Consider the following 26290-nt stretch of genomic DNA (forward strand, 5'->3'; position numbering starts at 1 on the left):
CGATGGAGCCCACCATGTCCGACGTGATCAAATCCCCCGCTGGCGGTTGCGGTTCCGGCAACTGCGCGTGCAAAGCACAGGCACAGGCGCAAAGAAGCACCCCAACCCGCTCGCCCTTTGACGACACCGACTACGGCACGCCACTGCGCCATGCGGATATCGACGTGACGCTCGAAATCGACGGTCAGGCGGTCACCGTCCCAGCCGGCACCTCCGTGATGCGCGCGGCGATCGAGGCCGGCGTGAACGTGCCGAAGCTGTGCGCCACCGACTCCCTCGAACCATTCGGCTCGTGCCGTCTGTGTCTCGTCGAGATCGAAGGCAAGCGCGGTTATCCGGCCTCGTGCACGACGCCCGTTGAAGCGGGCATGAAGGTGCGCACGCAAACCGACCGTCTGCAGTCGCTACGCCGCAATGTGATGGAGTTGTACATCTCCGATCACCCGCTCGACTGCCTGACCTGCCCTGCCAACGGCGATTGCGAACTGCAGGACATGGCCGGCGTAACGGGTCTGCGCGAAGTGCGCTATGGCTTCGACGGCGCGAACCATCTGAAGGACAAGAAGGACGAATCGAATCCGTACTTCACCTACGACCCGTCCAAGTGCATCGTCTGCAACCGGTGCGTGCGCGCGTGTGAAGAAACCCAGGGCACGTTCGCGCTGACGATCGCCGGTCGTGGTTTCGAATCGCGTGTCGCCGCAAGCGCAAACCAGCCGTTCATGGAATCGGAGTGCGTCTCGTGCGGCGCGTGCGTCGCTGCGTGCCCCACCGCGACGCTGCAGGAAAAGACCGTCGTGATGCTCGGCCAGGCGGAGCATTCGATTGTGACGACCTGCGCGTACTGCGGCGTGGGTTGCTCGTTCAAGGCGGAGATGAAGGGCAGCCAGGTTGTGCGGATGGTGCCGAACAAGAACGGTCAGGCCAACGAAGGCCACGCGTGCGTGAAAGGCCGCTTTGCGTGGGGCTATGCCACGCACAAGGACCGCATCACCAAGCCGATGATCCGCGCGAAGATCACCGATCCGTGGCGCGAAGTCAGTTGGGAAGAGGCGCTCAGCTACGCGGCCTCGGAGTTCCGCCGCATTCAGGCGAAATATGGCCGCGATTCGATCGGCGGTATCACGTCGTCGCGCTGCACTAACGAAGAAACGTATCTGGTGCAGAAGCTCGTGCGCGCCGCGTTCGGCAACAACAACGTCGACACCTGCGCGCGCGTGTGTCACTCGCCGACCGGCTACGGTTTGAAGACCACGCTCGGCGAGTCGGCGGGCACGCAGACTTTCGCGTCCGTCGACAAGGCCGACGTCATCATGGTGATCGGCGCGAATCCGACTGATGGTCATCCGGTGTTCGGCTCGCGCCTGAAGCGCCGCGTTCGCGAAGGCGCGAAGCTGATCGTGGTCGATCCGCGCCGCATCGATATTGTCGATACGCCGCACGTGAAGGCGTCATACCACCTGCAACTGCGGCCCGGTACGAACGTCGCGATCGTCAATGCGCTCGCCCACGTGATTGTGACGGAAGGCCTGCTCAACGAGGCGTTTATTGCAGAACGCTGCGACACGCGTGCGTTCGATCAATGGCGCGCGTTTGTCGCGCTGCCGGAAAACGCGCCGGAAGCCACGGCGGAAATCACTGGCGTGCCTGCCGAACACGTACGTGCCGCCGCACGCATCTACGCGACGGGCGGTAACGCCGCGATCTACTACGGCCTCGGCGTCACGGAACACGCTCAAGGCTCGACCATGGTGATGGGTATCGCGAACCTCGCGATGGCCACCGGCAATATCGGCCGCGAAGGGGTGGGCGTCAATCCCCTGCGCGGCCAGAACAACGTGCAGGGTTCGTGCGACATGGGCTCGTTCCCGCACGAACTGCCGGGTTACCGCCATATCAGCGATACGACCACACGCACCCTGTTTGAAGAAGCCTGGCACGTCACGCTGCAACCCGAGCCAGGTCTGCGCATTCCGAACATGTTCGATGCGGCGCTCGACGGCAGTTTCAAGGGGCTCTATTGCCAGGGCGAAGACATCGTGCAGTCGGATCCGAATACGCATCACGTGTCGGCCGCGCTGTCGTCGATGGAGTGCATCGTCGTTCAGGATATCTTCCTGAACGAAACGGCGAAGTACGCACACGTGCTGCTGCCGGGTTCGACGTTCCTCGAAAAGGACGGCACCTTCACCAACGCAGAGCGCCGCATCTCGCGCGTTCGCAAAGTGATGCCGCCGCTTCCTGGCTACGCCGACTGGGAAGTCACGGTGATGCTCGCCCGTGCGCTCGGCTACGAAATGGACTATGCACATCCGTCCGAGATCATGGACGAAATCGCACGCCTCACGCCGACCTTCCACGGTGTCTCGTACGCGAAGCTCGAGCAGCTCGGCAGCATCCAGTGGCCGTGCAATGAAAACGCGCCGGACGGCACGCCGACCATGCACATCGATACTTTCGTGCGTGGTAAAGGTAAGTTCGTGATCACGAAGTTCATCGCCTCGCCGGAAAAGGTCACGCGCAAATTCCCGCTGATCCTCACGACTGGGCGCATCCTGTCGCAATACAACGTGGGTGCGCAAACGCGTCGCACGGAAAACTCGCGCTGGCACGACGAAGACCGGCTCGAGATTCATCCGCACGATGCAGAAGAACGCGGCATCAAGATGGATGACTGGGTTGGCATCGAATCACGCGCAGGCCAGACCGTATTGCGCGCCAAGGTGACCGATCGGATGCAGCCGGGCGTCGTCTATACGACGTTCCACTTCCCCGAATCAGGCGCCAACGTGATCACGACCGGGAGTTCCGACTGGGCCACCAATTGTCCCGAATACAAGGTGACCGCCGTGCAGGTGATGCCGGTTGAACAGCCGTCACAATGGCAGCAGGACTATTCTCGCTTCAATACGGAACAGCTCGATTTGCTGCGCCAGCGTGAACTGGCCAATGCAACGTCGGGCAAATGAGGGCACGCCATGGATGAACAGAACCTGATCGACATGGCGAACCGGATCGGCGAGTTTTTCGATTCGATGCCGGACCGCGAAGAGGCGCTCGCCGGCATCGCCGATCATATTCGCCGCTTCTGGGAGCCGCGGATGCGGCGCACGCTGCTGGCCACGCTCGACCGGCCGGATGCGGGCGGCCTGCAGATGTCGGCCATCGTCAAAGAGGCCGTGCTGGCGAACCGCGAAAAGTTGACACCGGCAGCGGCTGTGGCCAACTGAAGGGATGCTCCGGGACCACTTAAGCGTCCCTAACCCGCTGCCTGCTGAGGCGTAACACTCCTCGCGAACCACGCCTCACAGTGGCGCAGCAACGCGTTCAGATCGGACGCGGGCCGCCCGCGCACGCTGATATAGCCATCCGGTCGCATCAGGTAAAACGCCGGCCGGGTCCGCCCATACGACTCGGACAGCGACGGCGCGCCTTCGCCTGTCGTATCGCTGACGCGCCAGATCCGCACCGCACCCGGCAAAAGCCGCTCGACGGCCTCGCTCAAGCGGTCAAGATTGGCGTCGTGGGTCGCGTTGCGGCTCGCGGCTGGATCGAGCGGCGCTCCGTTGGCATCAACCGGCGCGACCAGCAGAAACAACGAAAAGAACGCCGGATCGTGCAAGTCGAAAATGCAGCCGATACCTGGCGCGCGCCCCAGTGGTCCGTCCACGACATGCACGAGCGCATCGGGCGCGCGCTCGCCAGCACGCGGGCCGCCATCGAGCACCCGCTCAAGCGTGAGCGGACTGCGCCGGTACTGGATCGCCAGTTCACTCACCGTGAGACGCGCGGCATCGCGCAGCGGGCCAAGCGCGGCGAGCGCCGGCATGACGCGTTCACGCAATAGCTTGAGCGGCCCATGATCGGCTTCCGCCATGTGCGTGACGAAGCTGGTCTGCCGCAATACATCGCGCTCGATTGGATGCCGCTCCAGGTGATACGAGTCGAGCAGCCGGTCCGGCGCGTGGCCCTTCATCACGCGGGCCAGTTTCCAGCCCAGGTTGAACGCTTCCTGAATCCCCGTGTTCATTCCTTGTGCACCGGCTGGGCTGTGCACATGCGCGGCGTCGCCGGCAAGGAACACCCGCCCGACCCTCAATTGTTCGACCATCCGACTGTTCAGATGAAAATGCGTCGACCACGTCAGGTCCTCGAACTTCACGGAATGATGGATACGCCGTGCGGCGAGCGCGCGGCATTCCTCGAGCGAAGGCGCGGGCGCGGCGACCCGTGGCGCTGCGCCGGAAGTGCCGGCTGCAGTTGAAGAGGATGAACCATCCAAGGCTGACACGCTCGACGAACCCGCGCCGTTCAACGAGCTTGAGTCAGATCGTCGAGCCTCATCCGCTTGCGGGGAAACGGGCGTCGGCGAATGATCTGCAATCAGCCGATAGCGCCCCGCGCCCATTGGAAACAGCGCCGCGAGCCCCTCGCCCGAGGCGAAGATATGGAGCTCGTCATCGGACCAGTCCGTCTCGGCCTGCAGATCGGCCAGCAGGAAAGTTTGCTCGAAGGTCTTGCCGGCGAAGCTCATGCCGAGGCGGTGGCGAATCGCGCTGTGCGCGCCGTCCGCCGCGATCAGGTATGAAGGATGCACGGTTTCGCTGTGTCCGTCGGCGCGCTGCAGCGTCGCGCTGAGCCCGGCAGAGCCCTGCGCGAACTCCGTCAGTTCGACGCCGCGCTCGATGCTCACGCCGAGCGTCGCCAGGTGCTCGGTCAACAAGCGTTCGGTGATGGCCTGATCGAGGAACAGCACGTACGGATAGCGCGTCTGCAGCGGATCGAAGTCGAGGCGCGCAAGCCGTTGCCCATTGGAATAGAGATTCGCTGCGCGGGCGCGATGGCCCAGCTCGAGAAACGGCTCGATGAGACGATGCTGTTCAAGCAGTTCAAGCGTGCGTGCCTGGATGCCGATGGCCCGTGAATGCGGGTCCGGCTGCAACGCCTTGTCGATCAGGCGCACGGGAATATGCGCACGCGCGAGGCTCATTGCGGCAGCAAGCCCGGTTGGGCCCGCCCCAACGATCAGCACCGGCGACGCATCGTATGAGGCGGCGGCCATGCAGAACTCCGGAGACCAACATGCCGCCTAGTGTACGCCGCTGCCCGGCCGCCTGACGGTGCACTGCGTCAATCCCGCGTCAATGCGAATGCGGGTGCTCGAGGGAACAGTGGTGATGGGTGGTACCGAGATCGACCTGCAGCGTGGCGTGCTGCATGGCAAATTCTTCGCGCAGCGTGAACACGATGGCGTCAACGGCTGCGTCTCCGGGGTGTCCCGCCGGGATCACGAGATGCGCGCTCAGGGCGTTGCCGGTGGTGGATAGCGCCCACACGTGCAGGTCGTGCACGTCGGTGACGCCCGGCTGACCCGCAAGATATTCGCGAATGCGCTGCAGGTCGACACCGGGCGGAACCGCATCCAGCGCGAGCCGCACCGAATCGCGCAGCAGCCCCCATGTGCCGTACACAATTACCGCCACAACAATGAGGCTCATCACCGGGTCGAGCCAGGTCCAGTTCGTGCCGAGAATGACGAGGCCGCTCACCGCGACGGCCGCGGAGATCAGCGCGTCACCCGCCATGTGGAGAAACGCGCCGCGAATATTGAGGTCTTCCTTCTGGCCGCGCATGAAGAGCCACGCGGAGAAGCCGTTGACCAGCATACCAACGGTGGCGACGACGAACACGGTCAGCCCCGCAACCGGTGCGGGGTTCATCAGGCGGCCAATTGCTTCGGTGACGATCACGCCGCACGCAAACAGCAGCAGCCCCGCATTCACCAGCGAGGCGAGGATCGAGGTGCTGCCATAGCCGAAGGTGTAGTGCGCCGAGGGGCGTCGCGTGGTGAGCCAGGTGGCGCCCCAGGCCAGCAGCAGACCGAGCACGTCAGAGAGGTTGTGGCCGGCATCGGCGAGCAGCGCGGTCGAATGTGCGATCACGCCGTAGACGCCCTGAATCAGGACGATGGCGACGTTCAGTACGACAGCGATAGCGAAGGCGCGCCCGTGACCCGCGACCGGTGCGTGATGGTGATGGTGGCCGCCGTGGCTGTGGTTGTGGGAATGACCGTGAGTGTTGCTATGGGTGTGGCCCTTGGCGTGCGGGTGAGCCGCGTGCTCATCGTGTTCATGCGCGTGCTCATGGGCATGCTCGCCATGCGCGTGACCGTCTTCGCGCTGCTCGGCCGGGCCGTTGGAAACTGGAGGTGTATTCATGACGGGTCCAAGGGAAATTCGGTCACCGGTTCAGCCACGTGTTCCAACATGCCCGCGAGCATGCCGCTGATGTGCCGATCCGCCGCGAGGTAGAACACCTGCTTGCCCTGGCGCTCCGCGCGCACAATCCGCGCCGCCCGCAACAACCGCAGGTGGTGACTCACGAGCGAAGGCGAGAAACCCAGCGACTCGGCGATCGCGCCGACCGCGCGAGGTTCGTCGACACAGGCAAGCACGATACGCAGGCGGCTCAGATCTCCGAGCAGGCGGAACAGGTCGGCGAGCGGCACGACACGGTCGTCATTGAATACGGGCAACATCGTCTACGAACATATGAACAGTTGTTCATATGTTATAGATCAACATCTAGACCGTCAATCGATGGGTGGAAGGCGGCGAGTATGGGAAAATGCGACATTTGCCTTACAAGACTTGCCCTCCCCGTCATGGAACCCCTGTTTGAACGCGCCTACGCGGCGCATCGTGACGGCCGCCTCGACGACGCCGAGCGCGGCTATCGCGCCGCGCTTGATATCGATCCCGCGCATGTCGATGCGCTGCACCTGCTAGGTGTGCTACGCCACCAGCTGGGTCAGCATGCCGAAGCTGCCGACCTCGTCGGGCGCGCGGTCGACCTGCGCCCGCAGGATGCCGCGCTGCAGTTAAATCTCGGCAACGCGCTCAAGGCACTGGGACAACTCGACGGCGCGATCGAGCGCTTTCGCAATGCGCTGACGCTTGCGCCGGCCTTTCCGCTGGCGCACTACAACCTCGGCAACGCATATGCGGCTGCCGGTCGCCACGAAGACGCAGCCGACGCGTTCAGGAAATCGTTGCGCCTGCAACCGGATAACGCGTCGACGCACAACAACCTCGGCAACGCGCTGCACGCGCTCGGGCGCCACGACGAAGCGATTGGCTCATTCCAGCGCGCGCTCGAACTGCATCCGGGCCACGGGGGCGCGCACAACAATCTCGGCATGGCGCTCAATGCGCTAGGTAAGGCCGACGAAGCCGTTGAACAGTTTCGCGCCGCGATCTCCGCGCAGCCGCGCTTTGTTGCCGCGCATTTCAACCTGGCCAACACGTTGGACGCAACCGGTCAGCACGAGCAGGCGCTCGGCGCGTTCGAAGTCGTGCTGGCGTTGCAGCCGCAGTTCCCGCCAGCGCTGTACGGCTTGGGCAATTCGCTCGCCGCGTTGGGACGTCACAAGGAGGCGCTGCCGCGTTTTGAACTCGTGGTGGGCCTCGATCCGAACTTCGCGCTCGCGTGGCTGAGTCTCGGCACCACGCACCATGCGCTCGGCGCGCATGCTGCGGCCGTACGCGCATTCGATCAGGCGTTACGGCTGCGGCCCGATCTGGCGTCTGCCCATATGAACCGCGCGATTGCATGGCTTACGCTCGGAGATTTCGCGCGCGGACTACCCGAATACGAATGGCGCCTCAAGACGATGGCGCAGCGCGGCCCGCAGACGCTGCCTCGCTGGCAGGGTGAGCCGATCGAAAAACTCACGCTGTTCGTGCATGCTGAACAAGGCTTCGGCGACACGCTGCAATTCGCGCGTTTCGTGCCGATCGCGGCTCAGCGCGCGGCGCGTGTCGTGCTCGAGGTGCAGCCGCAGCTCGTGCCGATTCTCGCGCCCGCCGCGACCGAGTGGCGCGTGACACTGATCGCCCAAGGCACGCCGCGCCCGCCGGCGGATCTGCAATGCCCACTGTTGAGCTTGCCGCTCGCACTCGGCATGAACGCCGAGACCATTCCGGCGCGTACGCCCTACCTCAGCGTGCCACCCACCTACCGGCGCAAGTGGCGCGGCTCGCTCGGCGGCCAGGCCAAGCGCAAAATCGGCCTCGCGTGGTCCGGCCGCGTCCAGCAACATGAAAACCGCACGATGCCGCTCTCCGCTCTCGAGCCGCTATTCGCGCTCGAAGGCATCGACTGGATCATCCTGCAGCCCAATCTCAGCGCGGCGGAATGTGCCACGCTCGACGCGCATCCGCGCGCCAGCTCCATTCATCGCTTCGACAGGCGCATCGGCGATTTTGCGGACACGGCGGCGATCATCGAGCGGCTCGACGCGGTCGTCTCAATCGATACCTCGATCGCCCACCTGAGCGGCGCATTGCGCAAGCCGCTTTGGTTGATGCTGCCGTTTGCCGCCGACTGGCGCTGGTTCGTCGACGACCCGCGCAGCCCGTGGTATCCCGGCGCGCGCCTCGTGCGTCAACCGCAACCGGGCGCATGGGATGCCGTGGTCGAGAAAGTCGCGCAGGAATTGCGCAACGCGTAGAAGGTCTCCACGGCCCAAAGGTCCTCAAACGTCCTTAAGCGTCAGAAAAGGTCACTAAAAAACAAAAACCCCACACTCGCAAAAATGTGGGGTTTTCTTTTCCTGACAGGCTAAAGTCGCTTGCCTGAAGTCGCTTAGGCCGCGCGGTACTGGTTGCGCGATTCCGGTGTGCGATACAGCACGAGCGTCGCGATCAGACCGCAGATTCCCGCGAGACCGAGCCACAAGCCAGGCGCCGCCTTGTTACCGGTCGTATGGATCAGCAGCGTCGAGATCGCTGGCGTGAAGCCGCCGATCGTCGTCGCGAGGCTGTAGGCGAGCGAGAAACCCGCGGTACGCACTTCGACCGGCATCACTTCGGTCAATGCCACCACCATCGCACCGTTATAGCAGGCGTAGAGGAACGAGAGCCACAGTTCGACGACGAGCAGGCGCGCGAACGACGGGTCGCTCACCAGCCATTGCACGGCCGGATACGCTGTGAGGATCGTCAGGATCGTGAACACCAGCAGCACCGGACGACGCCCGACGCGATCCGAGACCGCCCCGGCGAGCGGCAGCCAGACCAGATTCGACAGCCCGATACAGACCGTGACGACCAGCGAGTCGAGCGATGACAGCTTCAGCACTTCCTTGCCGAAGGTCGGCGTGTAAGCCGTGATCATGTAGAAACACACGGTGGTCATGATCACCATGCCCATGCCGCCGAGCACGATGCCCCAGTTTTCGAGCATCGACTTCATGATCTCGCCCATGCTCGGACGATGCTTGCGCTTCGCAAACTCTTCGGTTTCCTGCAGCGAACGACGGATCAGGAACAGGAACGGCACGATCAGGCAGCCGATCAGGAACGGCACGCGCCATCCCCATGCGCCCATGTGTTCAACTGGCAGAAGCCGGTTCAGGAACACGCCGATCAGCGCAGCGAACACGACCGCAACCTGCTGGCTGCCCGACTGCCATGAACAATAAAAGCCCTTGTTGCCCTTGGTCGCGATCTCCGACAGGTAGACCGACACGCCGCCCAGTTCCACGCCGGCCGAGAAGCCTTGCAGCAGACGGCCCAACAGCACCAGGGCCGGCGCGAGCATGCCGATGGTCGAATAGCCTGGAACGGCGGCGACCGTCAGGGTGCCGAGCGCCATCAGCCCGAGGGTCAGCATCAGGCCCTTGCGTCGGCCGTGATGATCGATGTAGGCGCCGAGGACAATGGCGCCGAGCGGCCGCATCAGGAAGCCTGCGCCGAATACCGACAGCGACAGCATCAGCGAAGCGAAATCGCTCCCGCTCGGGAAGTAGGTCTTGGCAATATACGAAGCGTAATAGCCATAGACCATGAAATCGTACATCTCCAGAAAGTTGCCGCTGACGACGCGGAAAACGGTCCGGACCTTCGATTCGTTGGGGGATGCGTGGGACGCAGTAGACATGACATTCTCGAAATGGCCCACCGCCGGATCGGGGCCGGCATGATTGGGCAGTTGACTACACTTCACCGCGTCGGCGAGCAGATGCCACTGGCGAGGGAAAACCTGAAACGAATGCGCCGGGGGCGGCGCATTTTGATGCTGCGCACATTGCAGCGGTATCAGGGTAAACCTAGGGGTGCCGCTGCGACGGCTGCGAGACCGAATATTACCGTTCCTGACGCAAGCTTGCAGGTTAGAGACACACTGATCGCGCCCCTTAGTGGCTCTCGCAGTACACTCGCGGTACCCTTTGTTGACCACCCTCTTTCACGTGACTGTCGAACAGATGTCCACCGCCCGCGCTCTTTCGTTGCGCCCCGCTACGCCGGCCGACGCCGACCTGATCGCATCGATCCATTCCGCCAGTTGGCAAGCCACCTATCGTGGCCTGCTGCCCGACGCCTTCCTCGACGGCGAGGTGACGCGCGAACGCGCCGCCTACTGGCAGGTGCGACTGCGCGCGCCGGGCGCCGAACGGCGCAATGTGGTGATCGCCGAGATCGCCGGCGAGCCGATCGGTTTTGCCTGCGTCGAACGGCAACCCGACTCCGCGTGGGGCGTCTTGCTGGACAATCTGCATGCGCTGCCCGGCCATCAGGGAATCGGCGTCGGCAAGCTGTTGATGCGGGCGGCTGTCGACTGGGCGCGCGCGCAAGGCGAAACCCAACTTTATCTGTACGTGCTGGAAGGCAATACACCGGCCATCGGCTTCTATGAACGTCAGGGCTGGCAATTCGCCGGCGCGGAGCCCGATCACATGGGCGGCGTGGATATCACCGCGCTGCGCTATGTGTATCAGCTGGACGGTCGCGCATAAACAAACAGCCCGGCAAATTGCCGGGCTGTCTGCCTGAAACCACGAAAGGGATTGCGGCCTGCTTATCGCGACGGCGATGTGGGCAGCCCCGACTCGTTCTGACGCTGCAGTTGCAGCACCTGGTTCTGCACCTCACGCAACTGGGCTTGGGCCTTTTCCTTCTCGACTCGCAATGCAACCGCCTCGTTTTGGGCCTGGCGTTGGTAATCGTTGACCTTGGCCTGCTGGGTGCGAGCCACATCCAGATCGGCCTGCAAGCGCTTTGCGCGGTCTTCCGACAGCGCAATCACATCCTGAATAAACGCCTTTTGCGCCTGCAATTGCGTGCGGCGGATTTCCACCTCGGCCAGTTGTGCGGTCTGCTGCACGAAGCCCGTATAGACTGCTTCGGCGCGAACGTCGTCCTGTGATTTGATCACCCGCCAGAAGTGTTTGTCCTGAAACAACGCTACGTAATACGTCATTTCCTGCGGATAGAAGAACAGGCTCGCGCCATAGCTGCCGTTGTAAGTGGTGCGCAACTCGGTCAGTTGCGAGTCGTGAATCATCTGCATCAGTTCGGCGACGTTGCCTTGCGCGTCGCCGCTGGTGTCGCCAGCAGTGCCGGCACCTGAGGCCGTTTGCAAGGCCGTGGCAACCGGCTGAGGCGTCAGCGTATTCATGGCCGGACGCGTTCCGACGACCGGCGCCGAATTTGATGAACCAGCGGCCTCTCCTGCCAGCACGAGACCACCATGCTGCAGCAGCGCACACGTGGTCGCGAGCAGCATTGCGCGCCGTACAGTTAAGAGGTACTTCATACGTGCATGCTCCATGCGAATTTCAAATAGCCGTGAATTATCGCGCGGATTTGCGTTCAGGCGAAGCGTTACTGTGTCGCGTGACAACACTTTAAATCGAGATAGATAGCAATCTTAAGGTTCCATCAAATCAATCGACAATCGCGAAAAAGTGTCCTGCTTGATGCACTAAAAAAGAAACAATAAACCGCATGGAGACAGGGCGAATTTTGCAGGAATTTCCGGACAGCTGCAGCCCGATCTGCCCGCTATATGGAGATAGTTGCCGCGTGAAACTTCAATGAACCTGAACACGGCATCTTATATTTCATAACTGACTATCCAATTAAAGCAGAACACGGTGGTTGTCCTATTCAATCGAATCGCGAAACCGTATCCACATAACAACGCGGCTCCGTATAAAAACGGAGCCGCTTTTGTGCCCTCGTATCGAGTGCGACAAGACTGTTGCTGCGAATGCGCTCCTAGAACCGCGTTTCGCGCGCCACGCGCAGGAACGTATCGAGTAGCGGTGTGCAGTCGAGCAACTCGGGACCGCCCGCACGGTGGAATTCAGGGTGCCACTGCACGCCCATCACGAACGGTGCGCGTCGATAGCGAACTGCTTCGATGATGCCGTCCGCCGCCGACACCGCCTCAATATTGAGATCGCGGCCGAGCGTCTTGACCGCCTGGTGGTGAATCGAATTGACGATGGCGTCGCGCCGGCCCGGGAACATGTTGGCAAGCGTCGAGCCGTCCGGAAAGTGAATGCCGTGACGGTGCTGATCATAGTGTTCGTTGACGTGCGCGCCGGCTGTCGGCACGTCCGTGGCGATGTCCTGGTAGAGAGTTCCGCCAAACGCCACGTTGATCAGCTGACAGCCCCGGCACACGCCGAGCACCGGCTTGCCGGACTCGATGAATTCGTGCAGCAGTTCCAGTTCGTACATGTCCCGCACGCGGTCGCCCGGCCACTCGGGGCTCGTCGCCTGTTCAGCGTAGGACTGTGGCGACACATCCGCACCACCCTGCAGCAACAGGCCATCGAGATTCTTCGCGTAGTCGCGCAGACGGATGTTGCTCGGATGCAGCATGCCTTGATGGCCGACTGTTGGGATCATGAAAACCAGCACGTCGCGCGACATCACCCAGTGCGCAATCGATTCTTCGAGATATTGCAACGTCTTGCCGCGCAGGCCTTTGGCGCCCGGCTCCGGGTGGAAGATCCGCGCCGATACGCCAATACGCAAGGTCCGCTGGGTGATCCGCCGCCCTGCCCGGTCGAAGATCTGGCGCGCGCGCGCCGCGATAATGCGGCCAAATACGGACCAGGCGGAGTCCGTCTGCTTTAGATAGCGTGGCGGGGATGGTGGCAACGCATTCGGCGGTGGCGGGTTTGTGGCCGTGAAATCCGGCGCCGCGCCAAACCCAGGCGGCACCGAACCTGCAGTGCCGCGCGCGCCGGATGCGGCCGACGACGTGCTCTCTGCCTTCGCGTTCGCCGCTGCGGCTGCTGGTGCTGGCGCGGCGGCTGGTGTTGGTGCCGCTGCCGGCGCCGCGGCTGCCGGCGCAGAACGCGCGGCACGGGCGGCGTCGCGTAGCTCCTTCGTGTGGGCTTCCTGCTGCGCGTAGGCCTCTTGCCGCGCCGTAGACTCAGCGGCGGACGCGCGCGCTTCGGCGGCATCGCGCTGCTGGGCCTGAGCAGCATCCGTGGGAGTGACGCTCGACGCGCTGGCAGGATCGTCGGTCGAAGAGCGGACTGCCGCTTCTTCAGCCGCGGGCGAGGGCGCCGCAGACTGGGCAGGCAGATCTTTGAGCGGCGACTGGATGGAATCCTCGTGTGAGACGGGCGAGGAGACCTTGGGAGATGCAGGCGCAGTATCCGGCTGTGAACCCGTGGGGCTTAAAACGTCGGGCTTCGAAACCTCTGCCGGCGTGCCGGACGGGGATGGGGTGCCGGGCGTACCGGCATTCTCTGGCTTGTTTTCGCTCATGACTGTCGGACAGGCGCCTTCCACGCGAACGGACGGATGTGGATTGATTATCCGCTACCGGGCGAGGCGCGGCAAACGTGCACACAATTGCTCACATTGTTACGCCACGTTCATCAGTCGGTGCGATAACCCTATCCATTTATGGATCGGGTTGTTCGTCGAAAGTTTCGCGCAGTGCGATCTGCAAGCTCGCGTGGATCTTCACGCACCAGCGCCACAGCAGCGTCATCAACAGCGCGGCGCACACCAGCACCGCGATGAGCAGCCCGGTGGGCGGTAGGATACCGCCCGAGAGCGCCGCCACCAGCAGGAACACCCCTACCATCGAGACCACCGGCACGAGGTCGGAAATCGCCGAGCGGATCGCGCGTGTGAAGCGCCCCGCTTTCGCCGGCTGGACACTGAGCTCGGCGAGCAGCAACGCGAGCGATTTGGTCTTGCGATACACCGCAACCAGAAACGGCATCGACACCACCAAGGCTACACTCCACAGCACGACGCGCTGCATGGGTTCGGAGGGCAACCAACGATCCAGCAGCGTATTCGCATGCGGCGCACCGTAAGTGACCGCGAGGAAGATCGCCACCACCAGCGCGAGGTTGACCGCGATCTGCAGGATGATCCGGCGCGTGATGTCAAACAGCGTCGGGCCGTCGTTGGCAGGCCGCAGGCTCCCGAGCCACTGCGAATACATGCCGAACACATTGGCAACGGTGCGCGGCATTGCGTGACCGAGCCGCTGCGTGAGCGGATCGGCGGCGCGGATCAGATACGGCGTGAAGAGAGTCGTCAGCGCCGACACCGCGACTGCGATCGGGTACAGGAAGGCGCTCGTCACTTTCAGCGTGAGACCGAGCGAGGCGATGATGAAAGAGAACTCGCCGATCTGCGACACGGTCATACCAACCCGCATCGCCGTGCGTCCATCCTTGCCGGCGAGGAAGGTGCCGAGACCACACGAGACGATCTTGCCGACGATCACGGCCACCGTGATGACCGCAATTGGCCACGCGTAGTCGACCAGCACATGCGGGTTGAGCATCAGGCCAATCGTGACGAAGAAGATCGCCGAAAAAGCATCGCGCAGCGGCGCAATCAGATGTTCGATGCGATGCAGATGACGCGACTCGGCCATGATCGCGCCAATCAGGAACGCGCCGAGTGCGATGCTGTAGTCGAGCTTCACGACGAGCAGACAGAAGCCAAAACAGAAACCAAGCACCGACACGAGCAGCATCTCGTCGCTGCCCGAACGCGCCACGTAATTGAGCGCGCGCGGCACGACGAGAATGCCCACCACCAGCGACACCGTCATGAACAGCAGCAGCTTGCCGAGCGTGATCACCGCGACGCCGACGCTCAACTGTCCCGTCTGCGCGATGCCGGACAGTAGCACCAGCATGGCGATAGCGAGAATGTCCTCGACAATCAGAATGCCGAACACCAGTTGCGCGAAGCTCTCACGCTTGAGACCGAGTTCGGACAATGCCTTGACGATGATGGTGGTGGACGAGATCGCGAGGATCGCGCCGAGAAACAGCGAGTCCATCGGATTCCAGCCAAACGCGCTGCCGATCTCGTAGCCGAGCCACAGCATCAGCACGATCTCCGACAACGCCGCGACGATCGCCGTGGCGCCGACCTGAAACAGTTTGCGCAGACTGAATTCGAGCCCCAGCGAAAACATCAGGAACACGACGCCGAGCTCGCCGAGCGTCTGAATGGTCTGCTCGTCGTGGATCAACTGAAACGGCGGCGTGTACGGCCCGATGATCACCCCAGCGGCGATATACCCGAGCACCACCGGCTGTTTCAGGCGATGAAACAGCACGGTGACGACGCCCGCGAGCGCCATGACTACCGCCAGATCCTGAATGAAGCCGATACCGTGGTGCATAGGCCGAGAATCCTTACAAAAAGTAATCTTGAAAACACGATAGTAACGCAGCCTGGCGGCAAGCCGACCTGGCGGCGTCGCCGGAGGCAGAAACGCGTCGCTGACGACCTCGATCCCTCCTGACGGTGACCGGGCTGCCAATCACCCCATCGGCATCCTTGCAGGCCTCGAAATCGTCTGGTCCATGCCCGCCACCTTCCTGCAAGGCACCGCCATCGTGGCCAGCATCGCCATGAGCAGGGTCCGCCGACGGCCTCGTGCTGGCGGCCTGAGCCTTGTTCTACAATGCGTGCGATGAGTTTCACCCTTGCTCTTCATGCCGCGCGCGGATGTCCACGAGGAACATCTCGAACTGTTTCGCTTGCTGCGCGCGCGTGATGCCGTTGGCGCCCGCCAGTCGGTGCAGCGCCATATTGAAGCTGAAGCGTTTCGCGCGACCCTCTTCAACCGGATTTAACCGTCAACCGCATCTGATCGTATCTAACCGGACCTGAACGACCATGGCCACTGAATTCACGCCCTTCCCGCCGCTCGCCCAGCTCGCCGCCGATCTGGCCGCAGGCCGCACCACCAGCCGCCAGCTCGTCGAAACCGCGCTCGAACGCATCGCAGATCCAGCCGGCCAGGGCTCGACCGTCTTCATGCATGTCGATGCCGCCAACGCCCGCGCCGCCGCCGACGGCCACGACCGGCTGCGCGCGGCCGGCACTGTGTTGTCGCCGCTCGCCGGCATCCCGGTGTCGGTCAAGGACCTGTTCGACATCGAAGGCCAGGTCACCCGTGCGGGTTCGCTCGCGTTGGCCGATGCGCCGCCCGCCACTGCCGATGCGGTCACCGTCGCCCGCCTGAAGCGGGCCGGCGCGGTGATCGTCGGGCGCACCAACATGAGCGAGTTTGCGTTCTCCGGGCTCGGCCTGAACCCGCACTACGGCCATCCGCTCTCGCCTTACCGGCGTGACGTGAAAGGCGACGAACGGGTTTCCGGCGGCTCATCCTCGGGTGCGGCGGCATCGGTGGCGGATGGGATGGCGGCCATCGCGCTTGGCACTGACACGGGCGGTTCGATTCGCATTCCAGCCGCGCTATGCGGCCTGACCGGCTTCAAACCCACCGCCGATCGCATCCCCAAGCAAGGCGGCGTGCCGCTCTCGCCGACGCTCGATTCGTTCGGGCCGATCGGTGTCTCCGTGGCGTGCTGCGCGTTGGTCGACCGCATGCTGGCGGGGCTCGAGCCGCGCATCCCGGCGGTTCGCCCGCTCGAAGGCGTGCGCCTCGGTGTGCTGACCAACTATGTGACCGACGGCGTCGAGCCCGCCGTCGCCGCCGCCCTCGATACAGCGCTCAAGCATCTGGAAGCAGCCGGCGCGATTGTCAGCGAAGTCCGTTTTGCGCCGCTCGACCGCTTGCCGGAGATCAACCGCTTCGGCTTTCCGTCGATTGAAGCGTATGCGTGGCACCGTCCGCTACTGGAGAAGCACCGCGAGGAGTACGACCCGCGCGTGCTGGTGCGCATCCTGAAAGGTCAGCCGGCCAGCGCCGCCGACTATCTCGACCTGGTGGCCGAGCGCACCGCGCTGCTGGACGCCGCCCGCAAGCTGTGGCAACGCTTCGACGCAATCGTCGCGCCCACGGTGCCGGTCGTGCCGCCGCGCGTGGCCGACCTCGTGCATGACGACGACGCCTTCGGCCGCACCAATGCGTTGATCCTGCGCAATCCGAGCGCATTTAACTTCCTCGATACCTGCGCGCTCTCGCTGCCCTGCCATCGCCGCGGCGACGCACCGGTCGGGCTAATGCTGGCGGGCGCGCCGCATGGCGACGACGCCCTGCTGGCGATTGGCCGCGCCGCCGAAGCGGTGCTCAATACGATCCGTTAGCGATCCGTAGACGAAGAACAGGCGGGCGGGTGTTCGCGCTAGAATCGCGGGCACCCGCCCCTTTGGGTTTTCGACTTTCGACAGCCACACGATCCATGAATAACGACAATGCGATGCTGCGCCGCGAGCGCACCCTGCTGGTTTTGCTTGGCCTGATCTGCGTTGCGCTGGTCGGCGGCGCGCTGTACCTGCAGTACGGTCTGCACGAAGACCCGTGCCCGCTGTGCATTCTGCAGCGTTACTTCTTCCTGTTGATCGCGATCTTTGCGTTCCTCGGCGCGCGATTCAACAGTTGGCGCGGCGTGCGGCTGCTCGAAGTCCTGGCCGCCATCTCAGCGCTGGCCGGCATTGTGACGGCGGCACGGCATGTCTACGTGCAGGCGAATCCGGGTTTTAGCTGCGGCTTCGACGCGCTGCAACCGCTGGTCGACAGTCTGCCGCCGGCTCACTGGCTGCCGGGCGTGTTCAAAGTCGCGGGATTGTGCGAGACGGCGTATCCGCCGATTTTTGGCCTGACCCTGCCGCAGTGGTCGCTGCTCGCCTTTTTCGTGGCGTATGTGCCATTGGCGTTGAGCCTCATTCGTAATCGCCGCCGGATCGCTTAACGGCTAGCACGGCTTTCAACGCCGCGGCGGCTTCGCAGCCCGGCCGGCTGTCGAAGCCGGTCCGAACCCGTCCGGCGTCACGCGCCTGGCTCTCAGGCCAGGTGTGCAGGCAACGCCCTGACGGGCGATTCCGCCGCCGGCCTTCGTCATCCCGTGCATGCGCCCATGCTTGCCGCCAAGGCCGGACACGCGCCCAAATGCATGCGTCGTCGTAAACACCTGGGAGGACCGGTTCAGCCCCCTTTTACCCGCTGCCCGCCCCGATTTCCACTCCTTGGCGCCCAACGCGCCGGCCGCTGCGCCGTGCTCCATCTGCCTTTCCGGCCAAACCGCCGCCTCCCGCCGCCGTATCACCGCCCGTGCCGCGTCCGACGTTCATGACCACCCGCGAATAATCCGCATCACCCAGGGGAAATATTTTCAGGACAAGGTAGTGCTATCTTCGGATATGGATGGCGATCTACGTGCGCGAGGCCGGCTACGGTGCGACCTCATGCGTAACGCGCGCCCGGTCCGCAATGTCTTTCGGATTCGCCATGACAACGCAAACCATCCGCTTCTATCACCGTGGGGCCGTCCGAGAGGTTCAGGGCGTGCCGGCGACGCGCACCGTGCTGCAGCACCTGCGCGAAGACCTGCATTGCACGGGCACCAAGGAAGGTTGCGCGGAAGGCGACTGCGGCGCCTGCACAGTCGTGCTCGGCGAACTCAATGGCGAAGGCAGGCTGACGCTCAAAGCCGTCAACGCCTGCATCCAGTTTCTGCCCACGCTCGACGGCCGGGCGCTCTTCAGCGTCGAAGACCTGCGCGCTGCCGATGGCGCACTGCACCCCGTACAGCAGGCGATGGTCGACTGTCATGGCTCGCAATGCGGCTTCTGCACACCCGGGTTTGTCATGTCGATGTGGGCGTTGTACGAAAACCAGCCCGCTGCCGCAGGCCTCCCTACGCGCGACGAAATCAATACCGCCTTGTCCGGCAATCTGTGCCGCTGCACCGGCTACCGGCCAATCGTCGACGCTGCGCAGAAGATGTTCGACTACGCCCAGTATCCGCGCGTACCGTTCGATCGGGTGGCCGTCAGCGAGGCGCTAAAGCCGCTGCAACGCAAAGACACGTTCGAATACCTCGCACCCGACGTGCGCGGCGGCGCTTTCAGCACGCCCGCGTTCTACGCGCCGGTGACGCTGAACGCCCTCGCGGCCTTGCGCGCGCAGCATCCGCGAGCCCGCATTCTCGCCGGCAGCACGGATGTCGGCCTGTGGGTTACCAAGCAGTTCCGCGACCTTGGCGACATCCTGTACCTCGGCAACGTGGCCGAACTCAAGACCATCGAGCGCGACGCGCAAACCCTGACGATCGGGGCGGCGGTCACGCTGGAAGACGCCTACGCCGCGCTCGCCGCGGACTACCCCGAACTCGCCGAACTCTGGACCCGCTTCGCGTCGCTGCCGATCCGCAATGCCGGCACGCTCGGCGGCAATGTCGCGAACGGCTCGCCCATCGGCGATTCGATGCCGGCGCTGCTCGCGCTCGGCGCCGAAGTCGTGCTGCGGCACGGCGCCAAAACGCGCACGCTACCGCTGGACGCGTTTTACCTCGGCTATCAGAAGACCGCGCTCGCCGCCGGTGAATTTGTCGCGGCGATCCGTGTGCCGCGTCCTGCGCCCGATCTGCGTTTTCGCACCTACAAGGTCTCGAAGCGGTACGATCAGGATATCTCGGCGGTCTGCGCCGCCTTTGCGTTACGCATTGCGGATGGCGCGATCGTTGAAGCGCGTATTGCCTTTGGCGGCATGGCGGCAACGCCGAAGCGCGCCGCTCACGCCGAAGCCGCTCTGACCGGCGCAGCCTGGGATGACACAACGACCCAGCGCGCGATGGACGCACTCGCCGCCGACTACCAGCCGCTCAGCGACATGCGGGCGTCGAGCGCGTATCGATTGAAGGTGGCGCGCAATCTGCTGCGACGCTTCCAGATGGAAACGCGCGATCACGCACCGCTTGCCCTCCTCGACGTGAATGCCTTTGCATTCGAAGCCGGCGAGGCGAGCGCGGCAGCCGCGCAGGAGTCGTCGTGATGAACAAGCAAACCGAAGCTTTCATCAAACATGCCGCGGATCGTGAGGAAACCGCCGCGATCGGCGCGTCCTTGCCGCATGAGTCCGCCGCGCTGCATGTGAGCGGCGAAGCCACCTATACCGACGACCTGCCTGAACTCCAAGGCACGCTGCACGCCGCGCTCGGACTGGCGCGCCATGCGCATGCGCGGATCGTTTCGCTCGACCTCGCAGCCGTGCGCAGTGCGCCAGGGGTGATCGCGGTGCTATGCGCTGCAGACATCCCGGGTGAAAACAATTGCGGCCCGGTGCTGCACGACGATCCGATTCTGGCCGAGGACGAAGTGCTGTATCTCGGTCAACCGGTGTTCGCCGTGATCGCCGAGAGCCACGAACTGGCGCGACGTGCCGCAACGCTCGCGAAAAGCGACGACGTGGTCCGTTACGAACCGCTGGAGGTTGTGCTGACGCCGGCCGAAGCCAAGACGAGGAAGCAGTTCGTCCTGCCGCCGCTGCATCTGAAACGCGGTGAGCCTGCTGCGAAAATCGCCGCCGCGCCGCACCAGATTGCGGGGATGTTCGAAGTCGGCGGTCAGGAACAGTTCTATCTGGAAGGACAGGTCGCCTACGCGATCCCCAAAGAGATGGACAGCATGCTCGTCTACAGTTCGACGCAGCATCCGAGCGAAATGCAGCAGGTGGTCGCGCATATGCTCGGCTGGCCGGCGCATAGCGTGGTCTGCGAATGCCGTCGCATGGGTGGCGGCTTCGGCGGCAAGGAATCGCAATCGGCGTTGTTCGCATGCGTCGCGGCGCTCGCTGCAAAGATTCTGCAGCGGCCCGTCAAAGTGCGTGCCGACCGCGACGACGATTTCATGATCACCGGCAAACGTCACGACGCCGTCTACGAATACGAAGCCGGCTTCGACGAGACCGGCCGCATTCTCGGCGCACGCGTCGAGATCGCGCTGCGCGCAGGCTACTCCGCGGACCTCTCCGGCGCCGTGGCCACGCGGGCCGTGTGCCACTTCGACAACGCGTATTACCTGTCCGACGTCGAGATTGTCGCGTTGTGCTGCAAGACCAATACGCAGTCGAACACGGCATTCCGCGGCTTCGGCGGCCCGCAGGGCGCGCTGGTGATGGAAGTGATGCTCGACAGTATCGCCCGGCAACTGAAGTGCGATCCGCTCGATGTCCGGCTTGCCAACTACTATGGCGTGGGCGAGCGTGACGTGACGCCGTATGGCCAGCGCGTGGAAGACAATGTGATCGCACCGCTCACGGACGAACTGCTCGCCAGCAGCGACTATCGCGCCCGCCGCGCGGCGCTGGCTGCCTACAATACGGCGAGTCCGGTGCTCAAACGTGGCATCGCCTTCTCGCCGGTGAAATTCGGCATTTCGTTCAACGTACCGTTCCTCAATCAGGCCGGGGCGCTGGTGCACGTCTACAAGGACGGCTCGATCCTCGTCAATCACGGCGGCACCGAGATGGGTCAGGGCTTGAACACGAAAGTGGCCCAGGTGGTGGCGAACGAATTTGGCGTACCGCTCGCGCGCGTGCGGGCAACGGCGACGGATACGTCGAAGGTGGCCAACACGTCCGCGACAGCCGCCTCGACCGGCAGCGATCTGAACGGCAAGGCGGCCGAAGCCGCGGCGCGCACGATCCGTAACCGGTTGGCCGTTCTGGCCGCCAAGGAACTCGGCGGCGCAGCCGACGCCGTGCAGTTCAAGGACAGCATGGTGCACGCCGACGGCGTGGCGATGCCCTTCGCACAACTCGTCAACGCCGCGTATCTCGCCCGCGTGCAACTGTGGTCCGACGGTTTCTATACCACGCCCAAGGTGCATTGGGACGCGAAAAACCTCACCGGTCATCCGTTCTACTATTTCGCATACGGTGCGGCAGTGTCGGAAGTGGTGGTCGATACGCTGACCGGCGAATGGAAGCTCGTGCGCGCCGATGTGCTGCATGACGCCGGGCAGTCGATCAATCCGGCCATCGATATCGGCCAGGTGGAAGGCGGCTTCATCCAGGGGATGGGATGGCTCACGACCGAGGAACTCTGGTGGAACCGCGAGGGTCGACTCATGACGCATGCGCCGTCGACGTACAAGATTCCCGCGGTAAGCGATACGCCCGCTGCGTTCCACGTGCGGCTCTACCGCAATGAAAACGCCGAGCCGACAGTGTTCCGCTCGAAGGCTGTCGGCGAGCCGCCGTTGTTGCTGCCGTTTTCGGTGTTCCTGGCGATTCGCGATGCGGTTGCGGCGGCGGCGCCGGAGGTGAGTAGCGCACCGCCATTGCGCGCCCCCGCGACGCCGGAGGCGATTCTCGATGCGCTGGAGGCTATGGTGCCGCCGGCGCCTTCAGCGACGCCGGCCAGCGCTCCCGCAAGCGTCGATACCGCCACATGATTTTTCACGCGCTGCGCGACACGAACGCGCAGCGCCACGCTTAACCGGTCACACGGACACCCCGTGCGGCCATGGATGGAGAACCGCCGGATGCAAGCCTGGCTAACCGATCTGCAACAACTGCTCACCCACGGCGATGCTGCCGTGCTGGTGACGGTCGCGCGCGTCGAGGGATCGGCGCCCCGCGAAGCCGGCACGAAGATGATCGTCACGCGCGATTCGGCGCGGCATACGATCGGCGGCGGCCATCTCGAATGGAAAGCCATCGAAACCGCACGCCAGGTCCTCAAGGAAGGCATGCGCGTGCCGCATATGCGCCGGCTCGAACGCTTCGCGCTCGGCCCGAGTCTCGGCCAATGCTGCGGCGGCGCCGTGGTGCTCGCGTTCGAGCGGCTGGATGTCGGCGATCTCGGCTGGATCAGCTCGCTCGTGAAGCGCGTGGCGGCAGGTCTTTCGACGGTGCGTAGCGTATCATTCGGGCCCGCGCCGGATGCGGTCGTGCTGTCAGACCCGGAGCCCGGCGTCGAAGGCCCCGACTGTTTGCTGTGGGACGGCGCCGGCTTCGACGAGAGCAGTTCGCTGCTCACTGAAACCATCGCGCCACGCGACTTCGCCGTCGTACTGTTCGGCGCCGGTCACGTGGGCGCGGCACTCGTGCGCGTGCTGGCAACGCTGCCATGCCACGTGCGGTGGGTCGACGAGCGCGACGCGCAATTTCCGCCGCCCGAGCTGCTGCAAGCGCCGAATTTGACGATTGATCCGAACGACGCACCCGACGAGGCCATCGACCAGGCTGCGCCACACACGTACTTCATCGTGATGACGCACAACCATGCGCTCGACCTCGAATTAGCCGAGCGTATTTTGCGGCGCGGCGACTTCGCGTTCTTCGGCATGATCGGCTCGCACAGCAAGCGCAAGCAGTTCGAACGCCGGCTCGCCGCTCGCGGCATCGACCCCGCGCTGGTTGCGCGGATGAAATGCCCGCTCGGCGTGGACGGCATCATCGACAAGTCGCCGGAAATCATAGCGATCTCCGCGGCCGCGCAGGTGTTGCAGGCGGTAGAAGCGAACGCTCACGCAACCCAGACAGCATGATGAGGCTTCGATCAGCGACACACATCCGGCACGGATCGACTCATCCCGAATCAGACCATTGAAGAATCGAACATGAACACAACGACCACCCCCACTCTCGCCGACAAGGTGGCAGGCGCGCCCAAGGCCGAACTGCATATCCATATCGAAGGTTCTCTGGAACCCGAGCTGATCTTCGCGCTCGCCGAGCGCAACGGCGTGAAGCTCGCCTACGACTCGATCGAGGCCTTGCGCGCCGCGTATGCGTTCACCGATCTGCAGTCGTTTCTCGACATCTACTATGCAGGCGCGAGCGTCCTGCTGCATGAGCAGGATTTCTACGACATGACGATGGCCTACGTCGAGCGCTCGCTCGCGGACAACGTCACGCACACCGAAATTTTCTTCGATCCGCAAACGCATACCGAACGGGGCGTATCGATTGCAACCGTCGTGGCGGGTATCGAGCGCGCGCTGGCCGACGCCGAAAAGCGCGGGCTGACCAGCAAGCTGATTCTGTGCTTCCTGCGCCACCTCTCGGAAGAAGATGCGCTCGCCACCTTCGAGGAGGCACTGCCTCTGTTCGACCAGTACAAACATCGGCTGATCGGCGTGGGCCTCGATTCGTCGGAGCGCGGTCATCCGCCGTCGAAGTTCGAGCGCGTGTTTGCGAAAGCGCGTGCAAAGGGGCTGAAGCTCGTCGCGCATGCGGGCGAGGAAGGCCCGCCGTCGTACATCTACGAAGCACTCGATCTGCTGAAGGTAGATCGCGTCGACCACGGCGTGCGCAGCATCGAAGACCCCGCGCTCGTCACGCGTCTGGCCGACACACGCGTCGCGCTGACCGTGTGCCCGCTGTCGAACCTGAAGCTGTGCGTGTTCGACGACCTGACCAAACACACGTTGAAGGCGCTGCTCGACAAGGGTGTCGCCGTCACTGTGAATTCCGACGATCCGGCCTACTTTGGCGGCTACGTCAACGCGAACTACCTCGCCACCATCGAGGCGCTCAAGCTCACCGACGCCGAGGTCTACACCATCATCCGCAACAGCTTCGAGGCAGCGTTTGTTACGCTGGCGGAACGCGACGCATTGATCGCCAAGCTCGATGCGCACTGGCACGCCGCTGAGGTGAACTGACCGGCGCCAGCGCGGTTGCGCTTGACCAGCAGGGGGGCGGCGCGGTGCGCGCGGCCCTCTGCGCCCCCTTTACATTCTCATATAACGGAGACGGTTTTTCCCATGACTCACTCGGCTCAAGCGGCCCAAACCGCATTCCGCGCGCAACTGCTGACGTTCAACGGCGACCCGGCGCAATCCTCCAACGCAGCAGTCTTCCACGAAGACGGGCTGCTGATCGTCGAAGACGGCCACGTTGTCGCGACGGGCGCGTATGCGGCGCTCTCGTCCCAGCTCGCCCCCGGCACGCAAGTGCAGGACATGCGCGGCAAACTGATCGTGCCTGGCTTCATCGACACCCACATCCACTATCCGCAAACGGACATGATCGCCTCGCCCGCGCCCGGTCTGCTGCCGTGGCTCGAGACCTACACGTTCCCGACCGAGCGGCGCTTCACCGACCCGGCCTACGCGCAGGACACGGCGAGCTTCTTCGTCGAAGAACTGCTGGCCTGCGGCACCACCACGGCGCTGGTATATTGCACGGTGCACAAGGAATCGGCGGACGCGCTTTTCACTGAAAGCGCAGCGCGCAACCTGCGCATGGTGGCCGGCAAGGTACTGATGGACCGCAACTGCCCCGAGTTCCTGCGCGACACCGCGCAGTCGGGCTACGACGACAGCGCCGAGCTGATCGGCCGCTGGCACAACCGCGGACGCCAGATGTACGCACTGACGCCGCGTTTCGCGCCGACCTCGACCGAAGCCCAGCTCGAAGCCTGCGGCGTGCTCGCGCGCCAGCATCCGGATATCTTCATCCAGAGCCACGTCGCGGAGAACACCGACGAAGTGAAGTGGGTGGCGGATCTGTTCCCCGGGCACCGCAGCTATCTGGACATCTACGATCACTACGGCCTGCTGCGCCGCCGCGCCGTTTACGGCCACTGCATCTACCTCGATCAGCAAGACCGCAAGCGGATGGCCGAGACCGGCACGGTGGCTTCGCACTGCCCGACCTCGAACCTGTTCCTCGGCAGCGGCCTGTTCGACTTCGACAAGGCTGACGAAGCCGGCATGCCGATCGCGCTTGCCACCGACGTCGGCGGCGGCACCTCGTTCTCGATGCTGCAAACCATGAACGAAGCGCACAAGGTGGCGCGGCTTACCGGTCATCATCTGACCGCCACGCGCATGTTCTGGCTCGCCACCGCGGGCGCGGCCGAGGCGCTCGACCTGGCGGACAAGGTCGGCACGCTCGCGCCGAAGTCGGAAGCGGATTTCGTCGTGCTCGACCCGCAGGCGACGCCGCTGCTCGCGCGCCGCACCGGACGCACCGAGTCCCTTGAAGAACTGCTGTTCGCTTTCGCGCTGCTGGGCGACGACCGTGCCATCTTTGAAACCTACGCGGCCGGCAAGCGCGTGCACAAGCGCGACGAAGCGCGTCAAGATGCCGCGCGCAAGGCGAAGATCGCCGCGTAAATGCGTCGAGGTCGCGGCGTTAGCGCTCGATACGTGGAGGCTGTCAGTCATCGGAGTGCAAAGGCGCACAGTTGCACCGCGACTTCTGGCCGCAACCTGACAACGCAAAACGGCCCGGCAGGTTCGCCCTGCCGGGCCGTTTTGCTTGCGTGTGCCGCGTCGTGCCGACCGGCGGCGGC

The 26290-nt window shown here is 64.0% G+C and carries 20 protein-coding genes; 12 read left to right on the forward strand and 8 right to left on the reverse strand.

Annotated features, from left to right (window positions below; genetic code table 11):
* Positions 1-14: 14 nt before the first annotated feature.
* Together fdhF and P3T40_RS24665 are read left to right on the forward strand one after the other, a co-directional pair.
* Positions 15-2969, forward strand: coding sequence for a formate dehydrogenase subunit alpha (gene fdhF / locus P3T40_RS24660; RefSeq protein WP_429270326.1), 2955 nt, complete (start codon positions 15-17; stop codon positions 2967-2969).
* Positions 2970-2978: 9 nt separating this feature from the next.
* Positions 2979-3230 (forward strand): formate dehydrogenase subunit delta, encoded by a 252-nt coding sequence (locus P3T40_RS24665; RefSeq protein WP_429270327.1) that lies wholly within the window; start codon positions 2979-2981, stop codon positions 3228-3230.
* Between the two features lie 29 nt (positions 3231-3259).
* Here the strand turns inward: P3T40_RS24665 and P3T40_RS24670 are convergent, their stop codons facing one another.
* From P3T40_RS24670 to P3T40_RS24680, 3 genes are all read right to left on the reverse strand, one after another.
* On the reverse strand, positions 3260-5062 hold the full coding sequence (locus P3T40_RS24670) for an FAD-dependent monooxygenase (RefSeq protein ID WP_429270328.1): 1803 nt from the start codon (positions 5060-5062) through the stop codon (positions 3260-3262).
* A gap of 79 nt (positions 5063-5141) precedes the next feature.
* Positions 5142-6218 carry a cation diffusion facilitator family transporter gene (locus P3T40_RS24675; RefSeq protein WP_429270329.1) on the reverse strand — a complete coding sequence of 359 codons (1077 nt, stop codon included), beginning with the start codon at positions 6216-6218 and terminating at the stop codon, positions 5142-5144.
* Positions 6215-6538 (reverse strand): ArsR/SmtB family transcription factor, encoded by a 324-nt coding sequence (locus P3T40_RS24680; RefSeq protein WP_429270330.1) that lies wholly within the window; start codon positions 6536-6538, stop codon positions 6215-6217. The genes P3T40_RS24675 and P3T40_RS24680 overlap by 4 nt, the downstream gene beginning before the upstream one ends.
* 126 nt (positions 6539-6664) lie before the next feature.
* On the opposite strand from P3T40_RS24680, the gene P3T40_RS24685 reads away from it, so the two are divergent.
* Complete coding sequence (locus P3T40_RS24685; RefSeq protein ID WP_429270331.1) at positions 6665-8512, forward strand: tetratricopeptide repeat protein; 1848 nt, start codon at positions 6665-6667, stop codon at positions 8510-8512.
* A gap of 134 nt (positions 8513-8646) precedes the next feature.
* Here the strand turns inward: P3T40_RS24685 and P3T40_RS24690 are convergent, their stop codons facing one another.
* Positions 8647-9942, reverse strand: coding sequence for an MFS transporter (locus P3T40_RS24690; protein ID WP_429270332.1), 1296 nt, complete (start codon positions 9940-9942; stop codon positions 8647-8649).
* 325 nt (positions 9943-10267) lie between these two features.
* Between P3T40_RS24690 and P3T40_RS24695 the strand changes: the two genes are divergently transcribed.
* Positions 10268-10798 carry an N-acetyltransferase family protein gene (locus tag P3T40_RS24695; RefSeq protein WP_429270453.1) on the forward strand — a complete coding sequence of 177 codons (531 nt, stop codon included), beginning with the start codon at positions 10268-10270 and terminating at the stop codon, positions 10796-10798.
* A gap of 62 nt (positions 10799-10860) precedes the next feature.
* Here the strand turns inward: P3T40_RS24695 and P3T40_RS24700 are convergent, their stop codons facing one another.
* From P3T40_RS24700 to P3T40_RS24710, 3 genes are all read right to left on the reverse strand, one after another.
* Positions 10861-11598: a DUF2968 domain-containing protein gene (locus P3T40_RS24700; RefSeq protein WP_429270333.1), complete on the reverse strand. Its 738-nt coding sequence runs from the start codon at positions 11596-11598 to the stop codon at positions 10861-10863.
* A 464-nt stretch (positions 11599-12062) separates the two neighbouring features.
* Positions 12063-13574 (reverse strand): gamma-glutamyl-gamma-aminobutyrate hydrolase family protein, encoded by a 1512-nt coding sequence (locus P3T40_RS24705; protein WP_429270334.1) that lies wholly within the window; start codon positions 13572-13574, stop codon positions 12063-12065.
* A 139-nt stretch (positions 13575-13713) separates the two neighbouring features.
* Entirely contained in the window at positions 13714-15471 is a 1758-nt protein-coding gene (locus P3T40_RS24710; protein ID WP_429270335.1) for a cation:proton antiporter, read from the reverse strand.
* A 316-nt stretch (positions 15472-15787) separates the two neighbouring features.
* Between P3T40_RS24710 and P3T40_RS24715 the strand changes: the two genes are divergently transcribed.
* The 3 genes from P3T40_RS24715 (at position 15788) to P3T40_RS24725 (ending at position 17953) form a co-directional block, all read left to right on the forward strand.
* A complete protein-coding gene (locus P3T40_RS24715) occupies positions 15788-15928 on the forward strand; it encodes an FCD domain-containing protein (RefSeq protein ID WP_429270454.1) in 141 nt (46 codons plus the stop codon).
* Between the two features lie 43 nt (positions 15929-15971).
* Positions 15972-17348, forward strand: coding sequence for an amidase (locus P3T40_RS24720; RefSeq protein WP_429270336.1), 1377 nt, complete (start codon positions 15972-15974; stop codon positions 17346-17348).
* 95 nt (positions 17349-17443) lie between these two features.
* Complete coding sequence (locus tag P3T40_RS24725) at positions 17444-17953, forward strand: disulfide bond formation protein B (protein WP_429270337.1); 510 nt, start codon at positions 17444-17446, stop codon at positions 17951-17953.
* A 15-nt stretch (positions 17954-17968) separates the two neighbouring features.
* Here the strand turns inward: P3T40_RS24725 and P3T40_RS24730 are convergent, their stop codons facing one another.
* Entirely contained in the window at positions 17969-18265 is a 297-nt protein-coding gene (locus tag P3T40_RS24730; RefSeq protein WP_429270338.1) for a hypothetical protein, read from the reverse strand.
* A gap of 224 nt (positions 18266-18489) precedes the next feature.
* Between P3T40_RS24730 and xdhA the strand changes: the two genes are divergently transcribed.
* From xdhA to guaD, 5 genes are all read left to right on the forward strand, one after another.
* Positions 18490-20034: a xanthine dehydrogenase small subunit gene (xdhA, locus tag P3T40_RS24735; protein ID WP_429270339.1), complete on the forward strand. Its 1545-nt coding sequence runs from the start codon at positions 18490-18492 to the stop codon at positions 20032-20034.
* Positions 20034-22436 carry a xanthine dehydrogenase molybdopterin binding subunit gene (gene xdhB, locus P3T40_RS24740; RefSeq protein ID WP_429270340.1) on the forward strand — a complete coding sequence of 801 codons (2403 nt, stop codon included), beginning with the start codon at positions 20034-20036 and terminating at the stop codon, positions 22434-22436. Before xdhA ends, xdhB begins: the two co-directional genes overlap by 1 nt.
* A gap of 90 nt (positions 22437-22526) precedes the next feature.
* Positions 22527-23534, forward strand: coding sequence for a xanthine dehydrogenase accessory protein XdhC (xdhC, locus tag P3T40_RS24745; protein WP_429270341.1), 1008 nt, complete (start codon positions 22527-22529; stop codon positions 23532-23534).
* 72 nt (positions 23535-23606) lie between these two features.
* On the forward strand, positions 23607-24653 hold the full coding sequence (locus P3T40_RS24750; RefSeq protein WP_429270342.1) for an adenosine deaminase: 1047 nt from the start codon (positions 23607-23609) through the stop codon (positions 24651-24653).
* Positions 24654-24755: 102 nt separating this feature from the next.
* Positions 24756-26111 carry a guanine deaminase gene (gene guaD / locus P3T40_RS24755; RefSeq protein ID WP_429270343.1) on the forward strand — a complete coding sequence of 452 codons (1356 nt, stop codon included), beginning with the start codon at positions 24756-24758 and terminating at the stop codon, positions 26109-26111.
* Positions 26112-26290 lie beyond the last annotated feature (179 nt).

This window comes from Paraburkholderia sp. EB58 (assembly GCF_050436665.1).
Taxonomy (GTDB): Bacteria; Pseudomonadota; Gammaproteobacteria; order Burkholderiales; family Burkholderiaceae; genus Paraburkholderia.